Source organism: Myroides sp. C4067 (assembly GCF_038039665.1).
GTDB lineage: Bacteria > Bacteroidota > Bacteroidia > Flavobacteriales > Flavobacteriaceae > Flavobacterium > Flavobacterium odoratimimum.
This window is the reverse complement of sequence record NZ_JBBPHJ010000015.1, coordinates 36,913-53,569: the sequence shown is the minus strand read 5'-3', so window position 1 is coordinate 53,569 and position 16,657 is coordinate 36,913. Positions and strand designations below refer to the sequence as shown.

General features: G+C 35.7%; 15 protein-coding genes. 7 read left to right on the top strand and 8 right to left on the bottom strand.

Going from position 1 to position 16,657, the window contains the following annotated elements; genetic code table 11:
• Positions 1-7 precede the first annotated feature (7 nt).
• From ilvN to AABL87_RS11790, 5 genes are all read left to right on the top strand, one after another.
• Positions 8-520: an acetolactate synthase small subunit gene (gene ilvN, locus AABL87_RS11810; protein WP_016649057.1), complete on the top strand. Its 513-nt coding sequence runs from the start codon at positions 8-10 to the stop codon at positions 518-520.
• Between the two features lie 331 nt (positions 521-851).
• Positions 852-1,898, top strand: a complete 1,047-nt coding sequence (gene ilvC, locus AABL87_RS11805) for a ketol-acid reductoisomerase (RefSeq protein WP_025124250.1) — start codon at positions 852-854, stop codon at positions 1,896-1,898.
• Positions 1,895-3,139 (top strand): threonine ammonia-lyase IlvA, encoded by a 1,245-nt coding sequence (gene ilvA, locus AABL87_RS11800; RefSeq protein WP_341277393.1) that lies wholly within the window; start codon positions 1,895-1,897, stop codon positions 3,137-3,139. Before ilvC ends, ilvA begins: the two co-directional genes overlap by 4 nt.
• Before the next feature lie 246 nt (positions 3,140-3,385).
• Positions 3,386-3,946: a methylated-DNA--[protein]-cysteine S-methyltransferase gene (locus tag AABL87_RS11795; RefSeq protein WP_006265712.1), complete on the top strand. Its 561-nt coding sequence runs from the start codon at positions 3,386-3,388 to the stop codon at positions 3,944-3,946.
• 111 nt (positions 3,947-4,057) lie between these two features.
• Entirely contained in the window at positions 4,058-4,666 is a 609-nt protein-coding gene (locus AABL87_RS11790; protein ID WP_286432723.1) for a Type 1 glutamine amidotransferase-like domain-containing protein, read from the top strand.
• Positions 4,667-5,370: 704 nt separating this feature from the next.
• Here the strand turns inward: AABL87_RS11790 and AABL87_RS11785 are convergent.
• Entirely contained in the window at positions 5,371-6,081 is a 711-nt protein-coding gene (locus tag AABL87_RS11785; protein ID WP_341277392.1) for a LytR/AlgR family response regulator transcription factor, read from the bottom strand.
• Positions 6,078-7,118 (bottom strand): sensor histidine kinase, encoded by a 1,041-nt coding sequence (locus AABL87_RS11780; protein WP_006258337.1) that lies wholly within the window; start codon positions 7,116-7,118, stop codon positions 6,078-6,080. The genes AABL87_RS11785 and AABL87_RS11780 overlap by 4 nt, the downstream gene beginning before the upstream one ends.
• Positions 7,119-7,364: 246 nt before the next feature.
• Between AABL87_RS11780 and AABL87_RS11775 the strand changes: the two genes are divergently transcribed.
• Positions 7,365-8,192, top strand: a complete 828-nt coding sequence (locus AABL87_RS11775) for a DUF5694 domain-containing protein (RefSeq protein WP_006261612.1) — start codon at positions 7,365-7,367, stop codon at positions 8,190-8,192.
• Between the two features lie 370 nt (positions 8,193-8,562).
• On the opposite strand, the gene AABL87_RS11770 is transcribed toward AABL87_RS11775, so the two are convergent.
• From AABL87_RS11770 to AABL87_RS11745, 6 genes are read right to left on the bottom strand one after another with little or no spacing between them, the layout of a single operon-like run.
• A complete protein-coding gene (locus AABL87_RS11770) occupies positions 8,563-10,269 on the bottom strand; it encodes a bifunctional alpha/beta hydrolase/class I SAM-dependent methyltransferase (protein WP_341277391.1) in 1,707 nt (568 codons plus the stop codon).
• Between the two features lie 23 nt (positions 10,270-10,292).
• A complete protein-coding gene (locus tag AABL87_RS11765) occupies positions 10,293-11,582 on the bottom strand; it encodes a phosphoesterase (RefSeq protein ID WP_341277390.1) in 1,290 nt (429 codons plus the stop codon).
• On the bottom strand, positions 11,564-12,319 hold the full coding sequence (locus AABL87_RS11760) for an SDR family oxidoreductase (protein ID WP_341277389.1): 756 nt from the start codon (positions 12,317-12,319) through the stop codon (positions 11,564-11,566). Before AABL87_RS11760 ends, AABL87_RS11765 begins: the two co-directional genes overlap by 19 nt.
• Positions 12,316-13,350, bottom strand: a complete 1,035-nt coding sequence (locus AABL87_RS11755) for a patatin-like phospholipase family protein (RefSeq protein WP_341277388.1) — start codon at positions 13,348-13,350, stop codon at positions 12,316-12,318. Before AABL87_RS11755 ends, AABL87_RS11760 begins: the two co-directional genes overlap by 4 nt.
• Positions 13,338-14,129, bottom strand: coding sequence for a phosphatidate cytidylyltransferase (locus AABL87_RS11750; protein WP_341277387.1), 792 nt, complete (start codon positions 14,127-14,129; stop codon positions 13,338-13,340). Before AABL87_RS11750 ends, AABL87_RS11755 begins: the two co-directional genes overlap by 13 nt.
• A complete protein-coding gene (locus tag AABL87_RS11745) occupies positions 14,130-14,735 on the bottom strand; it encodes a CDP-alcohol phosphatidyltransferase family protein (protein ID WP_341277386.1) in 606 nt (201 codons plus the stop codon).
• A gap of 380 nt (positions 14,736-15,115) precedes the next feature.
• Between AABL87_RS11745 and AABL87_RS11740 the strand changes: the two genes are divergently transcribed.
• Positions 15,116-16,591: a DASS family sodium-coupled anion symporter gene (locus AABL87_RS11740; protein ID WP_039330078.1), complete on the top strand. Its 1,476-nt coding sequence runs from the start codon at positions 15,116-15,118 to the stop codon at positions 16,589-16,591.
• Positions 16,592-16,657 lie beyond the last annotated feature (66 nt).

Sequence of the window (16,657 nt, the reverse complement as noted above, 5' to 3'; positions counted from 1 at the left end):
AAGGAGTATGAAAGAGGAATTCACATTGTCGGTTTTTACTGAAAATAGTATTGGGATGCTGACGAGAATAACCAATGTTTTTACGCGTAGACATATTAATCTAGATAGTCTTACAGTGTCAGAATCTGAGATAAAACAGGTTTTTAAATACACTGTAGTATTTAAAAGTACACAAGAGCAAGTCGATAAATTGATCGGTCAGTTAGAGCGATTAGTAGAAGTGTTTAAGGTATTTGCGTATAAGAATAGCGATATCATTTACCAGGAGCTAGCACTTTATAAAGTAAGGACATCTTTGTTGTCCAATACCCAAGTAGAACAAATCATTAGAGCGAATCAAGCTAGAATATTATCAGTAGATAAAGATTTTATAGCGATAGAGAAAACAGGGTATATAGAAGAAATAGAGAATCTTTTTACTCAGTTGTCTAGTTATGGTGTACTAGAGTTTACTCGTTCTGGCAGAGTAGCGATTACGAAGCCTATGAACTATGAAGAGCTTTATTTGATTAAGAACTAAGAATGTTTACCCTTCGGGGAATTAAGAATTTAAAATTAAGAATTAGGAATGTATGGCTACGCCTTAAGGAAGTTGCCTTCGGCTAGGGAGTCACCGCTTTGTCGCACTACTCTTACTAGGTAGGCGCTACGTTAGAAAATAGAAAATAGGAAACAGGAAACAGGGAACAGAAAACTGGGAACAGGGAACAGGGAACAGGGAAGTCAAGAGAGCTTTAAACGAGATATATGTCACGGATTACAAATCCGCGCCAACATCACAACATCACAACATCACAAAAAAACGATTTCACGACATCACAAAAAAACAAAATCACAAAAAACTATAAAAAATGGGACAAATTAATTTTGGAGGAACACTAGAAAATGTAGTGACAAGAGAAGAATTTACATTAGATAAAGCAAGAGAAGTATTAAAAAATGAAGTATTGGCTGTTATTGGTTATGGAGTACAAGGACCAGGACAGGCACAGAATTTAAGAGATAATAAGATCAATGTGATCGTAGGACAGCGCAAGGATTCTAACAGTTGGGATAAGGCAGTAGCTGATGGATGGGTAGAAGGAGAGACGCTATTTGATATTGAAGAAGCTTGCCGACGTGGTACGATTATCATGAACCTACTATCAGACGCAGGACAAATCCATACGTGGGAGGCAGTTAAAGGTAATCTATCAACAGGTAAAGCATTGTATTTTTCTCATGGTTTTGGTGTCGCTTTTCATCAGAAAACGAATATTATTCCACCAGCAGGAGTAGATGTATTTTTAGTAGCACCGAAAGGGTCAGGAACATCTTTGCGTACATTATTCTTGGAAGGTTGTGGATTAAACTCAAGTTATGCTATTTTCCAAGATGCTACAGGTAGAGCGCAGGAGAGAGCTTTAGCAGTAGGTATTGCTATTGGTTCAGGTTATTTGTTTGAGACTACATTTGAGCGAGAGGCTTATAGTGATTTGACTGGAGAACGAGGAGTGTTAATGGGAGCTATTGCAGGTATTTTTGAAGCACAGTACAATGTACTGAGATCAAAAGGGCATACACCTAGCGAAGCATTTAATGAGACCGTAGAGGAGTTGACACAGAGTTTAATGCCTTTAGTAGCAGATCGAGGAATGGACTGGATGTATGCTAATTGTTCTACTACAGCACAGCGAGGAGCACTAGATTGGAAAGATAAATTTAGAGATGCGACTACTCCTGTGTTTAAAGAGTTATATGAGAGTGTAGCGTCAGGAAGAGAGGCAGAGATTGTGATTAAGGCAAATAGCGAGAAAGATTACAGAGCTAAGCTAGAAGAAGAATTAAAAGAATTAAGAGAAAGCGAACTTTGGCAAACAGGTGCTGAGGTGAGAAAACTAAGACCATCCCAATCATGAACTTATTGACAAAAGTATATCAAGCACAACAGAATATTGCACGAGTCGTCGTCCAGACTCCTTTAATGAAAAATCTAAACCTAAGTACAGTATATCAGGCAGATATCTATTTGAAAAGAGAAGATTTGCAACCTGTACGCTCTTATAAGTTGAGAGGAGCATATAATAAGGTTATTACACTTACTCCAGACGAGCAGTCTGGAGGTGTAGTATGTGCTAGTGCAGGTAATCATGCGCAAGGAGTCGCTTTCGCTTGTCATCATCTAGATATCCACGCAACGATATTTATGCCGATTACTACTCCTAAACAGAAGATAGATCAAGTCAAACTATTCGGTAAAGATAAGGTTAACATCGTTTTGAAAGGAGATACATTTGACGCCTGTTATGCAGAAGCAAGCTTGTATTGTAAAGAGAATAAAGCGGTGTTTATTCATCCTTTTGATGATGAAGAGGTAATCGCAGGTCAGGGTACTGTAGCATTAGAAGTATTACAGGCTATGAAAGAGCCTATTGATTATGTATTCGTCCCTATTGGAGGAGGAGGTTTAGCAGCCGGAGTCAGTACTGTGTTTAAACATTTAAGCCCACATACACATATAGTAGGAGTAGAACCAGCAGGAGCAGCATCTATGCAGACTTCTATCCAAGAGAATGTGAATACGGCATTAAATACAGTAGACACCTTTGTAGATGGGGCTGCTGTTAAGCGAGTTGGAGATTTAAACTTTGCTATTTGTAAAGAGAGTTTACACGATGTAATAACAGTAGCCGAAGGAAAGGTATGTACTACTATTCTCAAGCTTTATAATGAAGAAGCACTAGTGGTAGAACCAGCTGGAGCCTTGAGTATAGCTGCTCTTGATTTGTATAAAGATAAATTGGTGGGCAAAAAGGTAGTCTGTGTAGTAAGTGGAAGTAATAACGATATTACTCGTACAGAAGAGATAAAAGAACGCTCACTCTTATATGAAGGGCTAAAGCATTATTTCATCGTTAATTTTCCACAGCGACCAGGAGCGTTAAAGGAGTTTGTCAATGAAGTACTAGGGAAAGATGATGATATCACTTATTTTCAGTTTTCCAAAAAGAATAATAGAGAAAGAGGCCCTGCAGTAGTGGGGATAGAACTAGCCAACAGACTCGATTATAATCATCTGATTAAACAATTAGAGAAACATAATTTTAATTATCAGTATTTAAATGATAATGAAGCACTATTTACTCATTTAGTTGGCTAGTAGATTTCTTTATAAATGACTTGATTAGTAAGTCAGCAATGAATAGGTTCCGATTGTTTCTCGGAACCTATTTTATTTTAGAATAGTGTTGTTGTCAAGAGTAGTTATATAAGACAGATAGTCCTGAGTGATTTAAGTATAGCTATAGAATGAATGAAAGATTTCAGGAGTAGAATTGTTTTGTAGTATTTGGTCGATGTGTATTCTAGTTTTAAATTAGTAGACTGAAAATAAGCTCTATTCGTTATGGGACAAAGTACAGAACAATGTATTATAGATTTACAACAACTAGAAACTCCTATCGGTACTATCGTGGTCTGTGCTACAGATAAGGGAATTTGTTTATTAGAGTTTGCTGATATAGAGGTAATACAGAAGGAGTATGATCATCTTAGTAAAGAGAAGAATGCCGTGATTGTACCTGGAGAGAACAAGCATATTACCCAATTAAAAGAGGAGTTGAAGAAGTACTTTGAAGGAGAGCTAATTACTTTTAGTGTTGCTTTAGATCTAATAGGAACAGCATTCCAACAACAGGTGTGGCATGGGCTTCTTCATATCCCTTATGGAGAAACAAAATCTTATAAAGAACAATCGGAGTATCTACAGATTCCAAAAAGTATTAGAGCTGTAGCGAATGCGAATGGAATGAATAGAATAGCTATTGTGATCCCATGTCACCGAATTATAGGTACTGATGGTAGTCTGACAGGCTACAGAGGAGGGATTTGGAGAAAGAAATTCTTATTAGAATTAGAGAATAAAGAGAGATTCTCTTCTTCTCAGTTAACATTGAGTTTATACTGAGGTCAATATAGTAAATTGTGGTTTGAAAATAGCTATAATTAATCGCAAAAGCGTATTAGTAAGAATTGTACTTTAGTTTTATCAATTTTAAGAATTTGTATCGTGATAAAGATGTTTTTAAGTTCTTCATTCTGTGATGTAGTTAGTTTATTTAGCGACTTTGCTGGTGAAGAGGTGCACGGAAAAAGGGTGACCTTTATTCCCACTGCCAGTGTAGTAGAAGAGTATGTGGGGCATGTGGAGAATGATAAGAAAGCTTTCGAAAGTTTAGGAATCATTGTAGATGTATTAGAACTGAGTACAGCAAGTAATGAAGAGATTATAGAGAAAGTAACTACTAATAATTACATTTTTATGTCTGGGGGAAACTCTTTTTACCTACTCCAAACTTTAAAAGAAATGGGTGCTGATTACTTAATAAAAGCAGAGGTGTCTAAAGGGAAGCTGTATATAGGGACTTCGGCAGGAAGTGTTGTGATGTGTCCTGACATTCGATATATAGAGGCAATGGATGACAAATCATTTGCCCCTAAGTTGACAGAATACAAGGCAATGGGAATGATAGATCAATATCCTTTAGTACATTATGGATGTGAACCTTTTACAGAAGTAGCTGAACAAGTATATCAAGAATATAAGGATAAATTGCCTTTAGTGTTGTTAAATAATTACCAAGTTCTGACTGTCCAAAACCAAGAAATAGAGGTGTTGTCACTATAATTCAAAGTGTAAAAGTGGAATAGGGGGGATAATGTTTGAAATTGGTCAGCTTTTATAGTTTGTTCTTCTTATCAAATGTAATAGCTTGCAGTAACCAAACAAATTAAAAACGATGAGAGATTGATAGAGTAAAATTGCCCTTATCTTTTTATCAATCTTTCGTTATTATTTTTCTTTCCTTAGAAAAGGAAACAATTACAATTAAAGTGTTAAGAAATTTTTAGAAGGTTACAGTGATGTAGTCTTTTTTTAATTCTTATTTGTCTGAATATACTTCATTAGATATAAAACATTGAAATGAGTTAGTATTCTTCTAATTACATTTGATATCTATATTTATTTTGAATTGGCATCAAGTAATTTTACCTCACATAGTTCATTATTGTTGTTTTAAAATTAACTCAACACTTAGAAGGTGATCCGAAAGATCATCTTCTTTTTTTGTATCCAGAATGTTCTTATAGTAAAGAGTTATACAAGTTTCAATAGGAATGAGTCCGTAGTGAGTCCGTTATGAGTCCATAGTAAGTCCGTTTTTTTGACAGTTTTAACGGAGTCACTATGGATGCATATTATATTTAGTATTGAAGTATATAAAAGCAAGTAGTATGAAAACTATAAGAATAGTAAGATAGATTAAATGCTCAATAGAATAAGAAGTATACTAGATTTATATGAGGAAGTAATCAATTAGAAGTAAGTACTTATTCTTTCAAGAGTTGACCTAATACCGTTTTTTTATAAGTCTCTCCTATAGGGATGATGGCCTTATCTATATATAGTCTATTGCGCTCTATAGTATCTAAGTGTTGTTTGTTGATAATAAAGGATTTATGTACACGGATAAATTGATGACTAGGTAGTTTATCTTCCATCTCCTTTAAAGTGCATAGCGTGATAAGACGTTCATTCACTAGATGTAATACCAAATAATCTTTTAACCCTTCTATATACTTTAAATCATTAAAGAGTACTTTGATATGCTTACCATCTGTTTTGATAAATAAGTGATTCTCTTGATCTATTTTTGGAGGAGTTGTCACTAGATTATTTTGCTGTATAATGGGAGAAGCCTTCTGTATGCTTTTAAAAAAACGCTCATAGGTAATCGGTTTTAATAGATAATCGATTACATTATGCTCATACCCTTCTAATGCATATTGGTTATACGCTGAGGTGATGATGAAGTAAGCCTTTCTCCCCAGTAGATTCATGATTTGCAGTCCTGTTAGTTCGGGCATTTGTATATCGATGAAGCACAGGTTTACGTCTAGTCGTTGTAATTCAGTTAAAGCTGTTAATGCAGAGGTAGAGCTTCCTACTAGTTCTAGCTGAGGAGACTTCTGTACATAATCGCTTAGTAAGGCTACCGCTAAAGGTTCGTCATCTAATATATAGCATTTAATAGAACTCATAATTCAATGGATAGTTGGCAAGTAAAGATATTCTCTTCTTCTGTAATTTTCAAAGTATGTTTATTCGGAAATTGTAAATCTAAGCGTTTATGGATATTGGCTAGACCTATTCCACTAGTCTTATCCTTGTTATAATTGTTAGTCTTGTTCTGAGTATGTATTTCAAGTAGGTTATTATGCTGTTTAATCGCAATTGTAAAAGGATGTTCTTGATCTGTTAATATTCCATGTTTAAAACCATTCTCTATGAAAGGAAGTAACAATAAAGGGGGAATGAGTAGACTAGGATTTTCTATATCTATGTCTTGGATGATATGTGTTTGTCCTGCGATACGCATTTTCTCTAGGTCAATGAAGTCCTGTATATAGTTGATTTCTTTTTGAAGTTCTATATGATCTGTATCCGTTTCATAAGTCATATACCTCATGAGTTGACTTAATTTATCTATAGCAGGGAGCGCCTGTTCAGACTTCTGATAGACTAAAGAATAGATATTGTTTAGTGTATTAAAGACGAAATGAGGATTTATCTGTGATTTTAAAAAGCGCAATTCTACTTCATTTTTTTCTTGTTTTATAATTTGATTTAATTGTAGACTTCGAATCAAATAGATGATAATAAAAGTGATAGTAGAAGAAAGAATAGGAATTAGACTAAAGTATAAGTTGTCAAAGATGTAAAATAATACTGGAGTACCAGGGTAATAATTCTGTACGCCCCATATCCACAATATGACGCCTTGTTCTATAAAAGCTCTTATTACCAAGAAAAAGAGATAAGAAGATAGCCATCCTAGAAAAACTTTTTTCCAAGTGAACGACTTCATCACTTGAGGCATAATGTAAAGGTAATGAAAGTAAAAAACGCTAACGAAGATGATAGCAGTGGTATTATTTAGAATAGAGAAATCAGTAAATCTAATTAAATATGGAGCATTATAATCTAAGTGAACATAGTAAATATAGATGATGAATAGCCATAAGAGTAAGTGTAATTTTCTTTCTTTTTGGATGGATAAAACCTCTACTGTCTTCATAAGTATTGTTTTTTGTAAAGCTATAAAAACTTAGTTTTTAAATAAAGAGTGTTCATCGGATAAAATAGAGTGTTGGTCGAAAAAGTAAAAAGAGAAAGCGCTTACTATTTCATCTTTGTCCTATAATCAAAAGAATATTTAAAGAAGTTTAAGGAAACTGGAAACTGGAAATAGGGAAGTCGGGAGAATACACGTTACGACATCACCAAAAAACAAAAAAATAGAACTATAAAAAAACAAACAATTATGAGAACTAAATTATTCAGTTTATTTGCGATGTGTTTAATGGGAGGGCAAATAGCCAATGCTCAAGTAAACGATAATCTAAAATCAGAACACCCTATCCCAGTACTGAATATGGGAACGTTTCACATGGGGTATACATCTGATGCGAGTACTACAGAGTTCGATGAACACAATTCCAAAAACAAGGAGATGATACACGAGGTAGCTAGAGCTTTAGCGGCCTTTAAACCAACTGTGATTATCGTAGAGCAATTACCAGAATCTAACGAGAGTTTAAACAAGTCTTATCAGGAGTACTTGACAAATCCCAATAAGGTATTTAAAAACCCTAATGAAATAACTTTATTAGCTTTTGAATTAGGACGATTAACTAATGTAGATAAACTATATGGTATAGATTATTCTGAAGGATATAACTATATGATAGCACAGAAAGTAGGAAGGTACAATGATAAGCAATTATATGATGATTATATGGCGGCTTGTTTTAAAGTATTAGATGAAGGAGAAAAAAAGATGAGGGATGTGAAGCAAATGCTTTACTTCAATAATAAAAAAGAGGTATTCGATGCTTTGATTAATCTGAATGCTGATATGCTGACTCATGTGTCTTCTCCAGGCAAGTCTGAAGGAGCTGATGAAGCAGCTAAATTCTATCACCGTAACTTAGTGATGTATTCTAACCTAAACCAAATACCACTGACGAAAGATGATCGTGTATTTATATTAATGGGGGGAACGCATACTGCATTCTTTAATATGTGGTTAGAACGCAGCCCTAAGTATGAGTTAGTAAACACACTAGACTATCTAGAGAAGTTTAAGTAATTAGTTAAGAGTTTTGTACATCCGTCACATCATGTAGAGGCGCATTATTATGCGTGTCACAGGGAATAGGGAACGGGAAACGGAGAATGGGAAACAGGGGACGGGAAACAGGGAACGGGAAACAGGGAACGGGAAACAGGGAACGGGAAACAGGGAACAGAAAATAGGAAAGTCGGGAGAGTTTGCGCAAGGAGGAACATCTGTCACATCATGTAGAGACGCATTATTATGCGTGTCACGGAAAACAGGGAACGGGGAACAGAAAACAGCGATTTCACACCTTCACACCTTCACACCTTCACAAAATTAGGCTACTTAGAGCAATCTGAGTAGTAATAAAAAAGCCCTCATCATTGAGGGCTTTTGTTATTTATGATTTGACAATCTTACCTACGGATACTGTGAATATACCATAGTTATCGATTAACATATTCTGTTTAAACACGCTGTTATAAGCGAATAGTTTATCAAGTTCATACTGAGAACGACGACGCATTACCCAGTCTGTATCTCTGTGACTCTTTAGTACAAAGGCAATTGTTTTTAACTGTGGGTGCCATGGCTGTCCTGTGTACACAATCACGCTGTTGTTAGTCGCTATACTACTTATTCCTTTGATGGTATTGCAAATCATATCGTTATCATCAAATAATTCAAAAATACCTGAAATGATAGTAATATTTGGCTCAAAGTTGAATAGCGGATAAGTGTTTAGATCAAAACAATCATAGTTCGTAAAACGAATACCAGTTAGATTGTGCTGTTTGATATAAGCTTCTCCGACTTCAATATTCGAACGTTTAAAGTCATTGACTACTATTTCTGCATCAGGGTATTTTGCTTTGATGTCGAATAAATAATTACCAGTACCTCCCGCTACGTCTAGTATCTTGATAGGTTTTCCTTGTTCTTGTAACAGCGTTATCTGTTTGTCTATTTGTTGTAATAGATGAACTTTTCGTTGGCGAATACCTGCCCATCCGATAGCGTTAAGGTAGTTCTTATCCATTATTTTACCGAAGCCTAACTTCCCTTGAGGAGTGTTTTTATACACATAGTCAAGAGAGATACCAGAGTCAAAACCATATAACAGTCCTAATCGCATTCCTTCTGATAGAGGACCTATTATACCTAATAGTTTCTTCTGGATTTTATAAGATAGCAATTCGACAGATGGCAATAGACCAAATAACATTTGGTAGTACTCATCAGTAGTAAACTTATCCGCTTTTAGGTTGATTTTTACTTTAGGAGCAGCGAAGCTCTTCTCCATAAACTTAGCAATGTCTTTATACACTTGTTCACGTCCTTTTTCAAATAAGATACCGTGGAAGCTGTCTTTAAGTGTTTTAAACTCTCTTAGGTTACTGCTTAGATTGTGAAAGAAGCGTTGTTGCCATTTGTTCTTGACTACGTAATCTTTCCCAGCTGAGAAGACAATCGTAGGTACAGTAATAGCCGCTGCATCATCTACAATGCGTTTTCCTGCATCCAATAAGTCTACAAGCATACGCCCATTGATAAACTTCGTGATTAACGGGTCGCTATCGTAAGCTACTTGTTGATCTTTTTCATGAGTTAATACCTTAGACTTTACATAGCTTGTCACAATCATATCTGGTTTAAACTTAGTACCCAGTGCTATCATTTCTTTAGCCAAAGGAACGTATAGTTTAATAGAGAATGCTGGAGCAAGTAATGCCATACCTGCGATAGGAACAGCGTAATCGTGTACCCAAGCACTTGCTATAACCCCAGCAATACTATTGGCTACTACGAAAGTGTCGTGATAGTGTATCTGATAGGTATGGTTTAGGTAATGAGCGAAGGCATCTAGGTCTCGCACATAGTCCATAAAGTTAGGAGATACTTCCTGTTCTGTATATCCATGCCCTCTAAAGTCAAAACTAAATACGTTATAATTAGCAAATGGAGCACTCTGTGCAAACTCTGCTAAACGAGCAGAATGCTCATGTCCACGATGTAGGACAATCATTGTTTTTTGTCCTTCTTTGTAATTCCAAGCTCTATAAAATATAGCTGCATTATCAAAGCTAGTGAATGTTCCTTCTATCATATATTAGTGTTTTTTATAGCAATTTATAATTTAAAGATAGCGTTTTGATTAATAGATTGTATATATGCCTGCGCATCTTTTTGTGTGCAACCTGTATAATAAGCGTAAACTAAAGCCGCTATAGTCATGCTTCTAGACAGTCCCATAGCGCAGTGTATATAGATTACAGTATTGTTTTTTTTGTTTTGATAAGCGTTAATAATATGTGTTACGATATGCTGAATATATTCTTGATTAGCCTGTCCTATATCTAAAAGCGGATAAAAGTGATAGGCAGAATGGTGTAATAAATAACTGTTCTCCTTCATCTCAGCAGATAGGTCATAGGTTATCACTTCACTTGAACCAAAATGAGCTGAAGCTTCTTTAGAAGAAAGTAAAGATCCGATATAGAGCTGAGGGATCATCTCTTTGACTTCTACAGGATAATAGACTTTGTTCAGCCTTCTCAGAATATAATAAGTTGTTATATAAGGCAGTAGAACAAGGTATTTCCACAAGTTAATTTGTCCTTGTTTATCTTTGATAAAATAGATATTGTTTTGAATATAAGCTGTACCTATATAGATAAGGTTAGTCGCTATCCAAAGCAATAAAATAGAAGTACAGAGTTCAAGTGAATAACAAACTACCCCCAATAGCATAGTCGCTAAAACAAAATATATCAATCCTTTTTTTATATTGAGGTATAGGGCTTTCTCTTTGTTTGGTAGAAAGATAAAAGTACCTAAACAAACTAGAATGGCTGTGATCAAATCAATGGTGTGATGTTGATAGACAAATAGTGTAGAGAGCGCTACTAAGGCAAGCCAGATATGTAAGAAGACTTTGGTAAATACCTTAAATCTTCTAGTGTGTTCTACAACAGTCATAAACACAACTGCATAGGCTACATGTAGTGATGGAGCTTGATTATAATGGGTATCCCATGTCGTGATAAAGTCAAAAAAGGGGGTAAACAAAGCCACTGTATGCAAAGGTCTCTCTACTGTAAACTGAATAGGGAATACAATAAACCCAATAAAGGCGAATATAGTGACTGCTAACATACGCTTAGTCAGTAATTTCAATTGATAGATGGAATCTACCCAATAAAAAACGAGTAAGAAGAATAGTCCACTAGTACTATAGGGAATAATCATCCACTCTATAAATGGGATATAGTGATCTATCGCTAAGGTCACAGACCAATCCAATGCTCTATATACAGCGTAATACTGTGCTGTCATATATAAAATAATGAAGACAGCATAACAGAGTAGCATTGCTTTGGTTCGTTGTTTAAAAGTAGGAGTTATTTCTTCTTTTGCCATTTTGCTTTTTTGTGCATAATACGTTGTAATATTCCTTTAGGGAATAGCTGTAAACAGCGAATTAGTCGATACATCTTTTTAGGAAAGACTATTAGTTCTTTGCCTTGTGTAATATCAGTATAGATGATGTCAGCTGCTTCTGTAGGGGTGATAACATATTGTTTTTTAGATAAATCATCACTGTTGAGTTCTAGTAGTCTAGGTGTAGCGACATAACCAGGATGCACACTGATGACTTTAATCCCTTTATCCCTATAGGCGCGATGATACGCTTTGGTAAGTGCTACTACTGCTTGCTTACACCTTGTGTAGATTGTCGCCTCCTTATAGTCTAAAAAGGTAGATATCGAAGCGATACAGACGATGGTTCCTCCGTTGTCCTGCATACAGCCTCTCGCTACTTCTAATGCATTTAGGGTTGCTTTGATATTGTTGTCTATCATGGCATTGGTATCTTCCCATGAAATATGCTCTAAGGCACTATCTGTATAATTACCTGCTCCTGCTATCAGTATATCAAGCTTAGTTTGACTAAATGTGTTTATAACATCTCGTAGTTGAGGTAGGTCTGTTGCATCTACTGTATAGACAGTTAGATTAGGATGTACAGAGAAGTCATGTCCTTCTTTATGAGGAATACGACTGCCAATACCTACACGATAGCCCTCTTGTAAATAACGCTGAGCTAATGCCCATCCTATACCTGATGTACCTCCTGTGATAAAGACATTTTTCATTGTTTTAATGCATTAAGGACTACTTGATATCCATAGTCAAATTGTCTAAATATCTGTTCTTTACAGTCTTCTTTAGAGATGGGTAATTGTATTTCTAAAGCAAACTTTCTCCAATTAATCTTACGGCTTAGATAGCCCCCAGAGAGTTTTTGTCTCATATCACTGGTGTCTAATCTATTGGCTGTGATAGCTGCTGCTTGTTGAAGTCGTTCATTTCCACTGTAGCCAAATACAGCTCTTACTAAGCCTTCTTCCATAGTAGAATAAGGAGCTTTGTGCTCTAGCCATATTTCGCTACCTAATGTAGTGGCTAGTTCGAAAGGGATAAGGTCTATCGCTCCTCCTAAATACTGTTTACCTCTATACTGAGCAGGTGCCATATAGAACATATCAGAGGTACTAATACGCATCGCTCTTAAAGATTCTACCCCTAGAAGTAATTCTGTATCTCTCTCTACTGCACTATTTGTGTCAAATTTATATTGATCAATATATTGATATAATGAATCAAGAGGAATATTAGCAGTAGGAATAAGTATTTTCTTAAAGGCTTTCTCGCCCTTTCTCTTTTTGTTCACTCGCTTAGGTGTATATAATATCTCAGAACCAAGGGTAATGACCTCTGGCGCATCAGTATGTGTAGTTAGTAGAGAAGGGAATTTCTCATCTAGGTTTTGAGGCTGATCAACAAAATACTTGCTAAACAGGTCTAATAGATAGGGAGCATTCTCTTTTTTCTTACTGTGCTTGATACAGTAGTACGGAAGGCGGTCTAGTCTCGTCTGATTAGTCAAAAAGGTATTCATCGCAGCAGTCAGAAATTCGTCTGATGCTAGATATCCTTTAATGGCCTCGGGTGTATTAAAGGTGCGTATAATCGATGTAGAGATAGTCGCTCCACAGGTTGAGATAATTAAGTCAGGTCGAATATTGTGTTCGACCATCGCGACATACATACCACAGTACATCACAAAGCGACTTCCGCCACCAGAGAACACCGCTACGCGATTATAAGGTTTTATTTGATCCATAACATGACAATATAAAATAGGGGAGTGGTGTATAATAAACTATCTACACGGTCTAGTAGTCCTCCATGTCCAGGAAGGAGTGTACCTGTGTCTTTGACATTTGCTCTTCGTTTGACTAAGGAGAAGGTTAGGTCTCCTAAAAAACCTAAAACACTCAATGCCATCGCCAGTAGAATAGTCTTTAGCGTAATGGCTTCCCCGAATAGTAAATAGTACATCAGGTTAAATATACCTGTAGTCATCACAATACCACCTATAACGCCTTCTAGTGTTTTATTTGGGCTGATATGAGGAGTTATCTTAGTCTTGCCAAATAGTTTGCCAGCCATATATTGACTCACATCGTTTAGCTCCATTGGGACAACTAATAGAATGAGATATTTATAACCTTCTTTTGCCAATCCGATATAGAATAATATCGCAGTAGATAGCAGGTAAATGGTCATGATCACTAAGAAGAAAGCATAGTTTCTATATTTTAGGTATATACCAGCAGAAACAATCATACTTAAGCCAAGTATAGTAAGTAAACTCTCTTCAATAGGTAGCAGTAATAAACAAATAGTGATAATCAAGGTAGTCAATACAGCTACTCCTAACTTTAGGGATCCTATAGGGATGGCAAAAGTAAATAACTCTAGTTGTCCCCAATAGATTAGGAACATAATGAACATTAATAAATTCAACGGATGTAGTAGTGCTAAGCCAAATACTACAACGATATAACACCATGTCCTAACGCGTAGGGGTACATCTGCAAACTTTCCTTCCTTCGTCATCTATTGTGCGTTTTTAAGTGCTTTACGGCACCTTGTGATTGTACTTAGTACTAATAGTAAATTGATAACGATAAAAATATATAAAGATGCTCCGCTAAGATTAACACCAAAGAATAGGAGTAATCCATATATCCCCAATACTAATGCTCTATCGCTTTTACCCATAGGGCCATCATATCTTCTCTCTCCACCTAATACTTTACCCATTAGCCCTGCGAACTCATTGATAATACTCAAGCCGATAAATAAGACAATCAAATAGGTGCTCTCCGGTTGAAACTTCAACAAGGGAATAAATAAGATAAAGTCAGATAGAATATCACCTACCTCGTTGAGTAATTCGCCTTTCTTAGAAGTCTGATTATACAACCTAGCCATCATGCCATCTAGTGCATTTAATGCCATGCGAATCAGTAGACCTATTGGCAAACAAAGAAAGAAGAAGTGATATACATCTGCATACCAAAATAGCACTGCTAATACAAAAGAGAAGACAATAGCGAATACAGTAATCTGATTAGCTGTTATTTTCTTTTTATGTAATGCATTTAGTATTGGCATTAGTGATTTCTGAAAATAGGGCTTTATCTTATATACGGATATCATAGTTTACGATTTTATTAATAAAGGATTAACGGAATTATAATATTAAAAAACGTTAATGATTGTATTTTTTTAATTATTTTATAGTGTTAAGGTTGTGGTTAATTTGAATTTTGTAGTTAAAAATTGATTGAAAACTGAAAATATTATATAATAAAGTGTTATCTTTAATAGTGAAAAATAGAAATAACAAACATACTATTATAACAGTTAAGTGTTCTTATTTGTTATAAAAAAACTAAAAAAATATTGTACAAAATGTGTGTTTGGCATTTTTGTTGATTTTAGATTATAAATAAAAGTAGTGAAAAATATCCCTTTTATACTAAGATTGTATTTACTCATTTGGGGATTATAGCTTACTACAGAAATCAATTACTCGTATGGCAAGTAAATTAGAACCTATCAAACCCGTACCAGCGTTAATCGCGGTCGCTATCACTTTAATTATTTGGTTTGTTATCCCTGTTCCAGAAGGCGTTAGTCCTAATGCGTGGCAGTTGTTAGCATTATTCGTAGGAACTATCGCAGCTATTATTGGAAAGGCGCTACCTATCGGAGCGGTGTCTATTGTCGCGATAGCCTTAGTAGCGATAACAGGTGTAACTAATCCAGGCAACTCTAAAGCAGCTTTAGCAGATGCTTTAAGTGGTTTTTCAAATGATTTAATCTGGCTTATTGGAGTAGCGGTGATGATCTCTATAAGTTTAAAGAAAACAGGTTTAGGTGCAAGGATAGGGTATTTCCTTATTTCCTTGTTTGGAAAAAGAACACTAGGGATTGCGTATGCACTGTCTTTTGCAGAAACAATATTAGCTCCTGTAACACCAAGTAATACCGCAAGGGGAGGAGGAATTATACACCCTATTATGCGTTCTATTGCAGTGAGCTTTGGTTCTAAACCAGAGAAAGGATCTGCTGAAAAGATAGGACGTTATTTAGCACTAGTGAACTATAATGCCAATCCTATTACTTCAGCGATGTTTATTACCGCTACTGCTCCTAATCCATTAATTGTTAGCTTGGTTTTAGCAGGTACTACTGCAGGAATCACTATAACATGGGGAATGTGGGCACTAGCCGCTTTAGTACCAGGCCTTGTAGCTTTAATCGTGATGCCTTTAGTGATTTATATGATTTATCCACCAGAGATAAAGAAAACTCCTGATGCTCCAGTATTTGCTAAAAAGCAATTAGATGAGTTAGGGCCTATTTCTTTACCTGAGTATATTACAATGGGAGTGTTTACCATCTTATTATTGTTATGGGCAGGAGTTCCGGCAATGATTTTTGGAGATACTTTTGCTGTTCAACCAACAGCGGCAGCTTTCTTAGGATTGGGAATTCTTATTGTCACAGGTGTATTAACTTGGGAAGATATCTTAAAAAATACAGGGGCTTGGGATACGATAGTATGGTTTGCAGCCTTAGTGATGATGGCAGGTTTCTTAGGTAAACTAGGTTTAGTAGGATGGCTCGCTACAACAGTAGGAAAAGGTATTGCAGGATTAGGATTATCGTGGATACCAGCTACGCTTATACTACTTCTAGTATATGTATACTCTCATTATTTCTTTGCAAGTACTACAGCGCATATTACAGCGATGTTTGCAGCCTTTTTTGCAGCAGGTATAGCTCTTGGAGCACCTGAGATGTTATGGGCATTAGTACTAGGATTCTCATCATCTATAATGATGTCACTTACACATTATGGTACAGGTACAGCCCCGATTATCTTCGGGACAGGGTATACAACATTAGGAGAATGGTGGAAAGTAGGTTTTGTAACTAGTGTGGTTAACCTAATTATATTTATTCTAGTAGGAGGCCTATGGTGGAAAGCACTAGGGTATTGGTAAGAGAATAAGACTTATTATATAAGCAAAAGCCAGTCGAGATTGACTGGCTTTTGTGTATAAATCAAT